Here is a 13015-nt window from a genome sequence, read left to right as displayed (position 1 = left end):
CTTCCCATATTGGCGGCAATTTCTTTCACAGCATCCAGTTCCAGTGAGTTCGGAATAAAAATGCCCTGTTGCCCGTCCGAATCATAGACAAGGATTTCCACCGGAATAATCGCCCCGCTCAACTCAATGGAATTGATGGAGATACCCAGCCTTTCGCCTTGCAACGCTGCTGTACCTGTCAGAATGGAATTGGCAGGAATGACTGTAGTACCCGCTATCATGGCTTCCGTCAGCCGCAGCCGCACACTTTGCCCGCTGATAAGCGTCTGGTCATCATGGATAACCGCTGAAATGGTATTCTTTTCGTTTACTCTGGCAACCGCATCCATCGTATTAAAGCCGACATTGCGGGGCTGGTTGAAACCTGCAATAAATTCAGTGTTGGGAATATGCTGCGCCAGAGCCGATACCGTTTGCTCACGTACCTGCTTGATAACAGATACTTGCGCCTTATCATTCCTGCCACTTTTATTAGAGGTATTACCCTGAGAACCTCCCGCTTCAAGCGTTATATCTTCGCTTTCCGCTTGTTTAGCTTGGGATGCTTGCCCATTCGGCATATACTTAGCCGCCATCTGATAGGATTTTTCGATAAGAGCCAACTGGTCATCGGCTGCATTCTGCTTGGCAGTTTCCTCTTCTAATTTTCGTTCCAACTCCTGAATGCGCCATTCGAGGGCAAGCTGCACTTGTTCATCCTCTTCTTTGGCTGGCTCTTCGTAGAAATTACTCAACGTGCTGCTGATATTCCGGTAAGAAGATGCGGAGTTGCGGATTGCATCTCTCGAAGGCGCAGGCTTTCGGCTTGTCTTCTCTTCGGTTATCAGGGTTACATTTTCGTCTATTGCCTCCTGTTCGCCTCCAATAAGAGATGAAAAGTCTTCCAGTGATTTGCGTTTCTCATTTTTGTTACGCATCAAGGCTTCCTGTTCGTAGGCTTTCTGTTTATCACCGATAATTCCCTGATTATTGGGGTCTGGAATTTCCATATTGAAGCCCGTCCCCTGTTCCTCTTTTTCCTTATCGGCGGTAGAGGGAGCGAAAATCAGGTACAACGCCCCCAAGAAGATAATGCCTATCAGGGCGAAGAAGCCGTACTTTTTCAGTTGCTGCTTCTGTTTTTCCTGTTCCTGCTGTTTATGCGGATCAGGTTTTTCTTTTTCCTGTTCTTTCTTCATTTATTCAAAATTTTGATGATTAATACTGTCCATGTCTTGTAGATACCTATCAATCGGAGAGTCTATTATCTCCAAACCCTCTATGTGCTGCACTTCGGGAATTTCTTTTCTTCCGTCCGTATGTCCCCAGTTGTATATGGTGGAGATAGAGAAATACAGATTTCCGATGGTGAAAACCAGCAACATGGAGAGAATGACAATCAGCCGTGCATCGGGAGAAAGCCCTCCGCATATCCGGCGCAGAAAATCATTGATGCTGTATCCTATTTCTTTGAGAATATGCTTTAAATATTTCATTGTTTGATAAGATATTAGCGTTCAACGGTCATCAAGTCTTTATTCTCCTTTATCTCAAAATTCTCCATAAAGAAGCCGTGAGGGTTGTCATCCGATCGGGATGTGTTCAGCAGTTGGCAGGTGGTAACCAGCGAACGTTCCGTCAGGTTGCTTTCCCGGATGATAATCTGGCGGGCATACGTAACAGCCTGATAGGGATACACATCATAGTTACAGCGGATACTGTCCACAATCACGTTCTGAATGATATTGCCGGAGATTATTCGATTATAATAGCCTTTCTCCGCCAAGTCCTTATAGTAATTGAAAGCCGTCTTGTCGCAAAGCACCATCGCCCGCCGGATATTACTCTCTATCGCATTCTTGTCAGGTGATAACGTGAAAAACAGTTCGTGGAAACGTTTGACATGTTCCCGCGCTTCCACCGGACGGTTTTGCGAGAGGTCTTGCGACAGGGCGAGCATGAGCGATTTCCCATCGTCCAGCACATAGATTTTCTCTCGCTGTTTTTCGGCGAAACTGTATGCGCTCCATACGGAGTATCCGGCGACTATGGCGCATAGGCAAAGAAAGACAATGCCGAACAGCCTGATTTGCCGGAAACTCGTTTCGATATTTTTTAAACTTTTAAATTCCATGTTTTTTTAATGTGCCAATATACCAATGGTAATTACCGAGCCTTGTAATTATCTATCCATTGGCACATTGGCTTATTAGACCATTGGCTCTGCTTACAACATTTTCTTCAAACGACCAACCACATTCCCTGTTGCCGCACCCGCTCCTGCACCGGCCATCGTAGCCGCTTTGGATGAGGCTTGGTTCACATTCTTACCGTAGTTACCCATGCCCCCTGCCTGAATAATCCATCCGGCAACAGTCGGAATCGTAAAAAATCCCACAATACCGATAAGCAGGAAAACCACATACACACCGTCAGAAGCGTCCAGCGAATAGTTCGGGTCTTGTTGCATACGGGTAATATCGCTTTCGAGCATCCGCACCTGAAGCCGCGCCATGATGGAACTAAACAAATCCGATACGGGAAGCCACAGGTAAACACTGACATAGCGGGTAAGCCACTGGACAAGTGTCGATTGGAAGCCATCGAAGACCGAGATAGCAAAAGCTATCGGCCCCAAGATGGCAAGGACAATCAGGAAGAATGTCCGTATCACATCTATAATCAGGGCGGCGGCATTAAAAAGTGTCTCCAGAAACGAGCGGAACAGGCTTTGAAACCATTTCTTCATGTCATAGAAAGCGCGTTCTATATACATCCCCGCTATTTCAGGCGCATCCGTGATACCAAGTTCCTCCAGTTTCTTGTCGAACTCCTCCCGATCGACTAAGTAGGCGGTTTCCTTGCTACGTTTTTTCTGCTCGATTTCGAGCTTGTCTTTGGTTTCCGCCAATGCCCGCATATCCAATGTTTGTTGTCCCAGTATTCCGTGCGCACCCTGCACCACCGGATTCAGGATAGAGTTTACCGTACCCAGCACCAATGTCGGAAAGAACATGATGCAGATGCCGATGGCAAAAGGACGTAGCAGCGGATAGACATCTATCTGTTCTGCCCGAGCGATTGATTGCCACACACGAGAAGAGACATAGAGCAATGCACCGATTCCGGCAATGACTTTGGCAACCCCGATGAGGTCGCCGCAGAGCGGCATCATGTCGCTGTACAGGTCGCGGAGTATCTGATGGATGTTTTCAAACTCCATAGCTTACCAATATCTGTCGTTTTCGTCCCCGTACAAGTCCAATACCCGCTGCGTTTCGTTTTTTACCTTCGCACGAAGCAGGGACACAGAAATATTCTTGTTGGTATAATACTTCACCAGATTGCGGTATTCCAGCATCTTGTTGTAGGCATTATCTATCACCTCCATCCGTTCCTTATCGGACAGCGACAGGGTGCTGACATTCACAATCCCCTTGAGTTCCTGCAACACATCATCCGATTCGTTGAGCAGTTTGGTATAACCATTGGCGATAGCGACTAATTCCTCTACCGTAAAATTGTCATCGGAGAGCATATTCTCAAAGCTGTTCACATAGATGTCGGTAATTTCGCCCACCAAAAGGATGGTTTTCTGCACTTTGCGCGCGTCCTTCACAAGATTATTTACCTTTTTCAGGGCATCGTAATACTCACGCCCTTGATTATATACTTTTTGAACTTCCTTAAGTAGGCTAAGTACCCGGCGCCGTATCATATTACTATGGTCGGTTTCCAAATACTCGCCTCCAAACCGTACGTACACATTCCTGCGTATACGGCTCTCCACTAATATTATCAGTCTATACATCCTAAATGAATTTTTTGATGACAACTACCACATACAGCTATTGTTTTGCGTCTTCGTGCAATCATAAGTTTCTCCCACGGTTGTTTGCCTTTCAGCTCACCTAGTTTACGCACATGATGCATAATCAGCCCATCCGTGGCTCCGCATAGTTCGCACTTTTCCGCTTTCAGCCTGTCAATGAGGCTTGTTGATACTGTGTACATAACTACGTTTGGCAGATTGTCAATATTTACGTTTTCCATCGGGTCTTTTCGTTTATACCCGTCATGATAAAAGAGCCTGCTTTTCACTGTACCGTTTTTGAGTTTATAGTTTACTGTGAAATGACCGTTCTTGTGATATTTCTTCAAAATTTCAGTCACCTTAGTTCTATATTTATGAGCAAAGGTCTTATACATGCTATATTGCATGATATATCCAAAACTCTGTAACTCACGGGCATTATTTGCCAAAGAAAAGTAGTTTACCAATCCCCTTATTTCCTGATTGTATTTTTCAAGAATTTCAAGGTCGTCAATAATTGTAAGTCTTGGTCTGGATTTTGGTTTCCATTGCTCTTTTCCATTGTGTATTTTAATTTCCACTACACGATGGTCGAGCAATTTGTTTTTTATCATATCCTTTCCAATCATTAGCCGAACTCTTTTGTTAAAGGCTCGTCTTAATGCTCCGTTATTGCTTCTTCTTGTGGTGTTGGATTTCATTACATCAATTTCATATCCAAGAAATTTTGCCACTTTTTGAGTGTGGGTTATCAGGGTTTTCTCATCCGAGAGTTCTAAGGCAAGTTTATCCATTAGGAAATTCTTAATATCTTCCTTTAGATTAACTGCATCTTCTTTACTCCCGATAATTCCAATCAGAAAGTCATCTGCATATCTCACATATTTTAATCTTCTGTAGTTACTATCCATTTCGTCACCACTTGGTATTAGTACACTTTCCTTTTGCAAGGCTTTCAGCCGTAGAGTCCATTTCTCTCTTTCGGTTTCGTCCGTTACCATTCTTAGTTTTTCCCGAGCCCAGCGTATCTTATGCCCGATTGAACGGGATTCTTCACTCCGCTTCCTGTTCTTCCCTTTATCAAAATTCTGTGTGTACTCTTTCATATATTTGTCTAATTTATCAAGGTATATGTTTGCCAAAATCGGACTTACAATACCTCCCTGCGGCGTTCCGCTGTACGTTTTATGAAATTTCCAGTCTTCGATATATCCTGCGTTCAAAAATTTTCGTATCAGGCGAATGAATCTTTGGTCTACAATACGTTCCTCCAATATCTGTATCAGTATATTGTGGTTTATATTGTCGAAGAATCCTTTGATATCTCCCTCTATGAACCATTTTGTTCCGCAGAATGACTTTTGGATTTGAGCTAATGCCGTATGACAGCTTCGTTTGGGGCGAAATCCATGTGAAGTATCTTTAAAACTTCCTTCATATATGGCTTCCAATACCATTCTAACTACCTCTTGCAGTAACTTATCATCAAAAGTCGGTACACCAAGTGGACGCATTTTCCCGTTTTTCTTCGGGATATATACCCTCCTTGATGGTTGGGGCTGATATGATTCGTCTTTCAGCGAATCAATCAAATTTTTAATGCGAGGCAGGCTCATTTGGTCTATATTTTTCCCGTCTGAACCTTTTGTTATATTGCCCGGTTTCGCATGAATGCGTTGATAGGCAACATAAAACATTTCCTCATTGAACAGAATACGGTAAAGCCGTTCAAATCTGTACGTCGAAATTTTGCTATGCTCTGATAGACTGTTTAATACTTTTTCCGGACTTCTCATAATGTCTCTCACATTTTCCTTTATTTGTACTAAAAATATTAGCTGCTCCCCTTCGCCATGTACAAGGCTTTCCCTTGCTCGGACTACTACGGAAGCTCCGTTGCCATGCCGGATATTCAGGGGCAGACCCCATAGCCTTACAACTGGCTTTCCGGTTTAGGCAATCCCCATTTGTGATATAAATGACGTAACCTGATTACTCAGATTATTTTAGCTGTGATAGATTGTCGGATATGACTTCCGCCCTTTATTGCTTATTGCACTTGTGCCTCTGATAGGTTCTTGCTTCTGCTGTACAACTTCCACAACAGAAGTATCATAGGTATAGCGAGTTTAGTTACCTTACGCTATAGTCTGCTCATGTACCACTCGGACTATCATTCAATCAATCAGGATTTTATCCCCATATCTATCTGTTTCACCTCACCATTCAGTCGCAATTTGGTAACTAATTGACTTATGGATTTCCCGACATGCTATACTCCCTGCGTTGTTTCCATTGCAGATAAGTGGGTGGTGATAGGTTTTTCAAAGAACACTTACCTAATAGCTTGCTAGTGCTACATTCATTATATCGCCTTGATGGGCGCACAATTGTTCAGCATGTTGGTTGCCGTACTCGAAGTTTGCACGATGTTTTTGGTGGCATTGATAATACCCTGCGCCAGATTTCCCGGATCGGCGACCACCCATTGGGCTTTCGCCCCCGTTATGGCAAGCATACAGCTTACGCATAACATGAAAATTCTTATCTTCATATTTACTTGATTTTTAATAAATAAATTACTGATTTTTAAACTCTTATTTTTCTTCTTTTGTGGAGAGCCGTTTTATGGCGAGTTCCAAGTCCCCGCCCAATTCTTCGGCAAGGCGGAAGACCTCTACCTTTTCCGTTTCTTCAGTGGTATAGGTCAGATACTCGCTTCTGGAAACCTCTGTGGCATAGACTGCCGACTGCGCCCCACCCAATCCTATCCACACTTCCTTATAGAGCCTCGAAGGGTCATTCGCCATGTTGATGGAAAGTATCTGTCCCCGTTCTTTATCCGTCAGCCCAAGCATATTCTGAATGCCATCGAACTTATTCATGTATTTTCGCTGGTCTAACAGGATTTTACAGTCGGAATTAGTGATAATGGCTTCCTTAACGATTGGGGAATGGATAATATCGTCCACTTCCTGCGTAACCACCACTGCCTCTCCGAAGAATTTACGAACGGTTTTGAACAAATATTTCAAATACATAGCCATCGAATCGGTAGCGATTGCCTTCCAAGCCTCTTCCAAAAGTATCATCTTTCGCACCCCTTTCAGACGGCGCATCTTATTGATAAACACCTCCATAATGATAATCGTGATGATAGGAAAAAGAACGGGGTTATCCTTCACTTTGTCAATTTCGAATACAATAAAGCGTTTGTTCAGTAAGTCCAATTCTTGGTCGGAGTTGAGCAGGTAATCGTATTCGCCACCCTTGTAAAATGGTTCGAGTATGAAAAGGAAATTGTCTATATCAAAATCCTTTTCCCTTACCTTTTTACTGTCGATACTTGAACGATATTCATTTTTGATGAACTCGTAAAAGGTATTAAACGAAGGGACAATACTCTTGTCGTTCTTTATCAGGGTGATGTACTCATTGACCGCATTGGACAGGGCTACGCTTTCCGCTCCCGAAGGCTTTTCGTGTTCTTGCTTCCAGAGCGTCAGGATAAGTGTTTTGATACTCTCCCGTTTCTCAATGTCGAAGACCCCATCGTCCGTGAAAAAAGGATTAAATGAAATCGGGTTTTCTTCGGTGTACGTAAAATACACTCCATCTTCCCCTTTCGTCTTGTTGTGAATCAAGTTGCACAGACCCTCGTATGAATTACCAGTATCGACAAGCAACACATGCGTTCCCTGCTCATAATACTGGCGGACGAGATGGTTGGTGAAAAAGGATTTTCCCGAACCCGACGGCCCCAAGATAAACTTGTTGCGGTTCGTGATGATTCCTTTCTTCATCGGCAAGTCCGAAATATCCAGATGGATGGGCTTGCCGTTGCGATCTGCCATCTTGATACCGAAGGGAGAAAGCGAATCACGATAGTTGGTCTCCTCAATAAAGAAGCACAAAGCCTGTTCGATGAACGTATAGAAACTTTCCTCCGCCGGAAAATCACCCTGATTTCCTGCTATTCCTGCCCAAAAGAGCGTTGGAACATCAATCGTGTTGTGGCGGGGCTTGCATTCCATCAAAGCCAACTGGCTACCCACATCGTTCTTGATACGCTTCAACTCTTCGTGGTTATCCGCCCATGCCATGACATTGACGTGGCAACGTACCGAAGTCAGTCCGAAGCTGTGGGCTTCGTTCAGGTAATCTTCGATCCACTGCTTGTTAATTTGGTTAGAACGGGAATAGCGTCCGAGCGAGTGCATGTTTTTCGCCTGCTTCTCGAATTTCTTTAGATTTTCCGTATGGTCATCTATAAAGATGTACTGGCTGACCAAATGATTACAGGAAAGCAATACCCCGATGGGTGCGGCAAAAGACAAACGACAATCGCTCCGGTCAGTGGACAAGCGTTCATAACGGCTGTCGGTATATACTTTCCCCGGCAAGTCGTCCGTATCGGAGAGCGTATGCAGACAAAGGAAATTATCGCCAATCTTCATTTCTCCTGCGCCGAGCGATATATCTTCCAGCGAAGTGGTATCGCCCATCAGGGAAAAATAGTTTTCGATAATACCGGCTTTGTCCTCCCTTCCTACAATCTCATCAGTTGTCAGTCGCTGAAGCGTAATGAATCCCGAATCGTTCATAATCCGCTCAAACTGGTCGACTGACTCCAGAAACTTCTGTGCTGTTTCCTTACTCTGCATTTCCTTTGGAACGAGGAAGCCACGAGTGAGAGCCGTATAGTTGCCCTGCTGTTTGGCTCTTTCCTTCGTCGTTTTGGTTAGGAAGAGGTAACAGGTGTGCTTCAGGAACGGTCGTTCGTTGAAGTGGCGTTCGTAGGATTTACTCAAGAAGCTCATATTTTCCCGGTCAGTCTCCGCCTTGTAGCGTTCTTCGGTAAACCAGTCCTGTTTGCAGACAATACTGTAATCCGGTAACACCTTGATGGCTTTGACCCATGCCGAATGAATAGCGGCATATTCTTCGGTGGTTACCGAATAGATTTCCGGCAGTTCCACTTTGAAACCGACTGTTATATCCGCATCTTTGCTAATAATACAATCGTTCTCCACCGAAAGCAGCGGAAACTTATTTTCTAGCGTGGTTATTTTTGATGTGTTCCTCATTGTCTTTCCTCCTTTCGTTTGATATGTGTGAAAAGGCGTTGAAGCCGCCGTCTGTTGCTGATATACCGGGGATGGTTCTTGGTCGCCTGTACTTTCATCAGCCCGTGCTGTCCGTACTTCCCATTCAGGTGGAAGGTCAGCCAGACAAGGACGGAGCCGGAAACCAAACCGAATCCTACACATATCATTTGTGGAACGCCAATCATGTAGATGATAACCGTTACCACAAAGACGGCAAGCAGACCGCCGACAAAAATAAAGAGGTATTGAGCGACCAAACCCCTAAATTCCGCCGGGCGGCCAATGCCTTTGTTGATATTAAATTCCACCATATTATTATAGGAAGAATGAGCGGAGAATAGTCGCCGTAACAATCAGGAAGATACACCCGCCGAACCAACTGGCAGCAGTTTTACTTGTATCGGGGTCGCCGGACTGGAACTTGGAATAGACCTTAACGCCTCCGACGAGTCCCAGCACAGCGCCGATGGCGTAAATCAGTTTGGTGATGGGATCAAAATAACCGGAAACCATGCTGGTGGCGTCTGTGATACCTGCCATACCGTTGCCTTGTGCAAATGTGTTGGCTACTGTGAAAAGCATGGCTACCAGCGCGAAGAACTTTCTCTGAACGTTGTTTTTTATTTTTTTCGACATAAAATTGTTGTTAAGTCCGAGAGCGGGGAACTTACCTTATTGGTTCCCCTTACTCCAAGACTGGGTTTAACTTTGAATTAATTTGTGGATAATGGAAGATGTATTTTGCTCTTTTAGCGGGGTGAATAGTCCCTATACAAAACACATCTTTTCTTTTTTACGGCATTTACTGATGCCTTCTTACTCGGTTATTTTACCATATCTTACCTCCTTTCTATTATATTATGATATTTCGTTAATACTGAAATTCTTAAAATCTTCGGACTCATATAGTTTCTGTTTCTTGCGACTGGTCTTTATCTTTCCGTTCTGACTTTCCGACAGCTTCCGGTCATACTTATCTATCAACTCCGTTATCCGCTTGGAATATTCGGGACGGTCGTTCTGCATGGATTTAACCAAGTCGGTGTACTGGTTTTCACTCAACACCTTTCCCGCCAGTTCTTCATCCAATGGGCTGCTGTTTGCCGGATCGCTTACCGCCTTTGCCGTCTGCCCCAATTCCCGATAGTCTACTCCGCTGGCTTCTGCTTGAATGTCATTACCTTCAAGTTCTTTTCCCTCATCATTCAAATCAACATCGGGGGTGTGAACATTCTTATCTTCTTCCGGTATTTCTACTCCTTCGCCCGTTTCGTAATTGACAGTCGAACTCTCCGGTTTTTCCGTTTCGGGGACAAATGTATCTTCTTTTTTGGTACTATTTCCCGTTTCCGAATCAGTGGCAGCATGAGGCAGGGGTTGGCGCAGGACAAAAGTTGATTTGCCTAAAACGGAAGGAAATTTTTCAGGTTCTTTCGGCTCAACAACTGATTCTTTTGGTGTCTCTGCTTCTTTCGGCTCTTTTTCTTTTGTGCCGATTTGGATACGAATTGAGATTCTGCGTTTGAATAACTCCTTCCCGAAAGGGTACACGTAAAATACCACAAGTAGCAGGATAGCCGTATAGATAATAAGTATCAATATCAGTTTAGAAGTTTCCATCATCTTCGCTGTTGTTTAGTATGTTTTTGAAAATATCCGCTTCTTCCCTGTAATAGATAGCCCTCAGTTCATCGGCATGTTCGGTGATATGCTGTGTCATGACCGTATCTATAAATACACCGACAGTCATATTCCTTACACCCAACTTCTTTACAATTTTTGCAATAAAGTCGTGTACATCCTGACTGATATATACGCTTTGGCGTTGTTTCAATACTCTGGGTTTCAGGAAAGCGTCAATATATTCGCTGTTCCTCTTTTTCTTGTAGCTACGTTTTGGCGTGGAGTCTTTTTCTTCAAAAACAACTTTTTCCGGCTCTTCCGTTTCCGAAACAGAAGTTTCCGGCTTTTCCTTTTTATCTTTTGAGGGTAAAGCGGTAGGTGTCGCCCTGCCGTCTAAAATACTTAGAAATTCTTTTTCGTCAATATCATCGACTTTAACGATTCCATCACTGCGTTTTGCCATAGCGGTTACTGTTTAATATGTATCAATTCTTCTATCTCATCTGCCAGCAAATCCAATCGGCTGCCTTTCACCAATCGTTTATCGACCGGAAAAAGGGTACACCGGAAGATGGGCGCAACCGATTCGGTCATCTCATGGCGGTAGCGTTTGGTATCGGGCAGAAAATTCTTCATCACGGATAATCCCAGTTCGCCAATACCTTCTTCGTATATTTTGTACAGGTCAGATTTCTCACGGGCATCCACCATATTCCACAAGAGGTAAAGTCCCCTCAACCGGCTTTTACCCGTACTGATAATCCGGTCGTTGATGGTTCCGGCAAATTCCAATGTGGATTGCAATACCATCCTGTCGGCGGAGATGAGAGAGAAAATATAGTCCAACGATGCCAGCGTGCGGACAATTCCTTCGCTGTTCAATGTTCCCGGCAGGTCGATGAAGATAATATCGGGGATGTCGCCGATATATTCGTCAATCATCTTCTTTGCCGCGTCTATGGCTTGGGGAGCAGGTGCTTTGTCCACCGGATAATTTCGTTTGCCCAGTTCTTTGTACTGGCTGAAGGACTTCTCCTTGTAGTAAGGGATTTTGTTTACGATCTCTTTATCCCTCTCCCGCATCTTGTAGATGCTGTATTGCGGATAGTCGCAATCAATCACTCCTACACTGTAACCTTTCACATAATGAAAGTAGCTCGCCATTAGCACTGTTAAGGCACTCTTTCCGATTCCGCCCTTCTGGGTGGAAAAGGCAACTAATAATGTTTTCTTTTCTTTCTTTTCCATGTTCTTAAATAATTATTTTAGTGAAACATTCCTTTTATATAGAAATAGAAAAGCGGGGAAGTCCTTCTTTACTTAACTGTGTTTTTGTTTTTATGCTGAGTTTCTTCTCTAATCCTTCACTGGTATATGTCCTTTGTTCTTCAAGAAGTTACTTTGATAAACCAGTCTATCAGTAAAACTGTAAGCCAGCAAAAGAGTAAACCAATAAATCAGCAAACCAGTAGAACAGCAAACCAGTCGTTTTTTAGCACTCTCTTGTTCTGTTTCAGCACTGTCAAAAAGTTCAATTCAATAAAAAAGCAACTCCTTACTTCCCTGTTTCTCCGGCAAAGTAAATACATGATTTTTGTATAATCCTAATAATCAGACCTGTGTGGTAGCGGTTGGCACTTCAGTGGTAGAATGTTGGTTTATTTAGCCTTTGTTTTCTACCGAAAGAATTTCTTTCTCCTAATCCGGCTGAATATTCTCTTTTAGTTATTCAAAAAGATAAAAATCCACAACTTTTTTTGAGTGGTAGTATTTGGCAGTGGTTGGCATAGTTTCGTTTTATCTCACTTATTATCAATGGATTTAACTTTGCAGCGGGATTATTCTCCTCCTCTCGGAACTTACTTTTTCAAAGTAAAGTTAGCCACAAATCCGCACACGGATGTGGGTGGATTTCGATGTTCATTAGAACATGGCAAGGTATGTTTTTGTCCGCCAAAATAGCATTTGTCTGCCAAAAACACCTTGCCCCTTGAAAGGGGAGGAATTACTCCGAAGTCATAATTCAGTAACAACTTTCAAAAACGATTTTCAATGGATGAAACGAGAAAAAGGAAGGTGGGCAGGCTTCCGAAACAAGACCCTGCCGTATTCAGGTACAGCGTTCGGATGAATGCCGTTACGCACGACCAGTTCCTCAGCCTGTTTGAGCAATCGCAGGCACAGGATAAGACCAAGTTTATACTCTCCTGCATTTTCTCAAAGCCTGTAAAAGTGGTGCAGATTGATAAAGGGATGCAGGATTATTACATGCGACTGACTACTTTCTACGGACAGTTCCGGGCGATAGGAACGAATTACAATCAGATTGTTAAGGCTCTGAAATCCAATTTCTCGGAGAAAAAAGCAATGGCATTGCTCTATAAATTAGAGAAAACGACCATCGAATTAGTCGAATTGCAACGGAAAATATCCGGTCAGATTGAAGATTTTGAACGTAAATATTCCGGCTTATGGTTGCAAAAATAGGGAA

Annotated in this window: 13 protein-coding genes and 1 pseudogene; 1 reads left to right on the top strand and 13 read right to left on the bottom strand. The window is 43.6% G+C overall.

Features of this window, described 5'->3' with window-relative positions; genetic code table 11:
• The 13 genes and pseudogenes from traM to B2Z67_RS04545 all read right to left on the bottom strand — a co-directional run.
• The coding region (traM, locus tag B2Z67_RS04605) for a conjugative transposon protein TraM (protein ID WP_291528642.1) at positions 1-1178 on the bottom strand (1178 nt) is incomplete at its 3' end.
• Entirely contained in the window at positions 1179-1475 is a 297-nt protein-coding gene (locus B2Z67_RS04600) for a TraL conjugative transposon family protein (protein WP_291528641.1), read from the bottom strand.
• Between the two features lie 14 nt (positions 1476-1489).
• Entirely contained in the window at positions 1490-2113 is a 624-nt protein-coding gene (gene traK, locus B2Z67_RS04595; RefSeq protein WP_291528640.1) for a conjugative transposon protein TraK, read from the bottom strand.
• A gap of 93 nt (positions 2114-2206) precedes the next feature.
• Positions 2207-3202 (bottom strand): conjugative transposon protein TraJ, encoded by a 996-nt coding sequence (traJ, locus tag B2Z67_RS04590; protein ID WP_291528639.1) that lies wholly within the window; start codon positions 3200-3202, stop codon positions 2207-2209.
• 3 nt (positions 3203-3205) lie between these two features.
• Complete coding sequence (locus B2Z67_RS04585) at positions 3206-3790, bottom strand: conjugal transfer protein TraI (protein WP_291528638.1); 585 nt, start codon at positions 3788-3790, stop codon at positions 3206-3208.
• On the bottom strand, positions 3778-5589 hold the full coding sequence (locus B2Z67_RS04580) for a reverse transcriptase/maturase family protein (protein ID WP_291528637.1): 1812 nt from the start codon (positions 5587-5589) through the stop codon (positions 3778-3780). The genes B2Z67_RS04585 and B2Z67_RS04580 overlap by 13 nt, the downstream gene beginning before the upstream one ends.
• Positions 5590-6182: 593 nt before the next feature.
• Positions 6183-6347, bottom strand: a pseudogene (locus tag B2Z67_RS04575) (DUF4141 domain-containing protein); the annotation flags it as partial.
• Positions 6348-6390: 43 nt separating this feature from the next.
• Positions 6391-8880: a TraG family conjugative transposon ATPase gene (locus B2Z67_RS04570; RefSeq protein ID WP_291528636.1), complete on the bottom strand. Its 2490-nt coding sequence runs from the start codon at positions 8878-8880 to the stop codon at positions 6391-6393.
• Entirely contained in the window at positions 8877-9212 is a 336-nt protein-coding gene (locus B2Z67_RS04565) for a DUF4133 domain-containing protein (RefSeq protein ID WP_291528635.1), read from the bottom strand. The genes B2Z67_RS04570 and B2Z67_RS04565 overlap by 4 nt, the downstream gene beginning before the upstream one ends.
• Positions 9213-9216: 4 nt before the next feature.
• Positions 9217-9483, bottom strand: coding sequence for a DUF4134 domain-containing protein (locus tag B2Z67_RS04560; RefSeq protein ID WP_291528644.1), 267 nt, complete (start codon positions 9481-9483; stop codon positions 9217-9219).
• A gap of 276 nt (positions 9484-9759) precedes the next feature.
• Complete coding sequence (locus B2Z67_RS04555) at positions 9760-10524, bottom strand: hypothetical protein (RefSeq protein WP_291528634.1); 765 nt, start codon at positions 10522-10524, stop codon at positions 9760-9762.
• A complete protein-coding gene (locus B2Z67_RS04550) occupies positions 10508-10987 on the bottom strand; it encodes a DUF3408 domain-containing protein (RefSeq protein ID WP_291528633.1) in 480 nt (159 codons plus the stop codon). The genes B2Z67_RS04555 and B2Z67_RS04550 overlap by 17 nt, the downstream gene beginning before the upstream one ends.
• Positions 10988-10992: 5 nt before the next feature.
• The gene (locus B2Z67_RS04545; RefSeq protein ID WP_291528632.1) at positions 10993-11772 is read right to left on the bottom strand and encodes a ParA family protein; all 780 of its coding nucleotides are present in this window, start codon (positions 11770-11772) and stop codon (positions 10993-10995) included.
• An 804-nt stretch (positions 11773-12576) separates the two neighbouring features.
• Here B2Z67_RS04545 and mobA point away from each other — a divergent pair.
• The gene (mobA, locus tag B2Z67_RS04540) at positions 12577-13011 is read left to right on the top strand and encodes a conjugal transfer protein MobA (RefSeq protein ID WP_291528631.1); all 435 of its coding nucleotides are present in this window, start codon (positions 12577-12579) and stop codon (positions 13009-13011) included.
• The last annotated feature ends 4 nt before the right edge of the window (positions 13012-13015 follow it).

Source organism: Bacteroides sp. UBA939 (assembly GCF_002293435.1).
Classification (GTDB): Bacteria; Bacteroidota; Bacteroidia; order Bacteroidales; family Bacteroidaceae; genus Bacteroides.
The sequence above is the reverse complement of the archived record's forward strand: the minus strand, read 5'-3'. Positions and strand labels throughout refer to the sequence as shown.

What these genes read in the sequence shown, in the direction of transcription:
- B2Z67_RS04600 (WP_291528641.1), bottom strand. Translation starts at nt 1,475, where the DNA reads ATGAAATATTTAAAGCATATTCTCAAAGAAATAGGATACAGCATCAAT.
- B2Z67_RS04585 (WP_291528638.1), bottom strand. Translation starts at nt 3,790, where the DNA reads ATGTATAGACTGATAATATTAGTGGAGAGCCGTATACGCAGGAATGTG.
- traJ (WP_291528639.1), bottom strand. Translation starts at nt 3,202, where the DNA reads ATGGAGTTTGAAAACATCCATCAGATACTCCGCGACCTGTACAGCGAC.
- B2Z67_RS04545 (WP_291528632.1), bottom strand. Translation starts at nt 11,772, where the DNA reads ATGGAAAAGAAAGAAAAGAAAACATTATTAGTTGCCTTTTCCACCCAG.
- B2Z67_RS04555 (WP_291528634.1), bottom strand. Translation starts at nt 10,524, where the DNA reads ATGATGGAAACTTCTAAACTGATATTGATACTTATTATCTATACGGCT.
- B2Z67_RS04570 (WP_291528636.1), bottom strand. Translation starts at nt 8,880, where the DNA reads ATGAGGAACACATCAAAAATAACCACGCTAGAAAATAAGTTTCCGCTG.
- B2Z67_RS04565 (WP_291528635.1), bottom strand. Translation starts at nt 9,212, where the DNA reads ATGGTGGAATTTAATATCAACAAAGGCATTGGCCGCCCGGCGGAATTT.
- mobA (WP_291528631.1), top strand. Translation starts at nt 12,577, where the DNA reads ATGGATGAAACGAGAAAAAGGAAGGTGGGCAGGCTTCCGAAACAAGAC.
- B2Z67_RS04550 (WP_291528633.1), bottom strand. Translation starts at nt 10,987, where the DNA reads ATGGCAAAACGCAGTGATGGAATCGTTAAAGTCGATGATATTGACGAA.
- B2Z67_RS04580 (WP_291528637.1), bottom strand. Translation starts at nt 5,589, where the DNA reads ATGAGAAGTCCGGAAAAAGTATTAAACAGTCTATCAGAGCATAGCAAA.
- B2Z67_RS04560 (WP_291528644.1), bottom strand. Translation starts at nt 9,483, where the DNA reads ATGCTTTTCACAGTAGCCAACACATTTGCACAAGGCAACGGTATGGCA.
- traK (WP_291528640.1), bottom strand. Translation starts at nt 2,113, where the DNA reads ATGGAATTTAAAAGTTTAAAAAATATCGAAACGAGTTTCCGGCAAATC.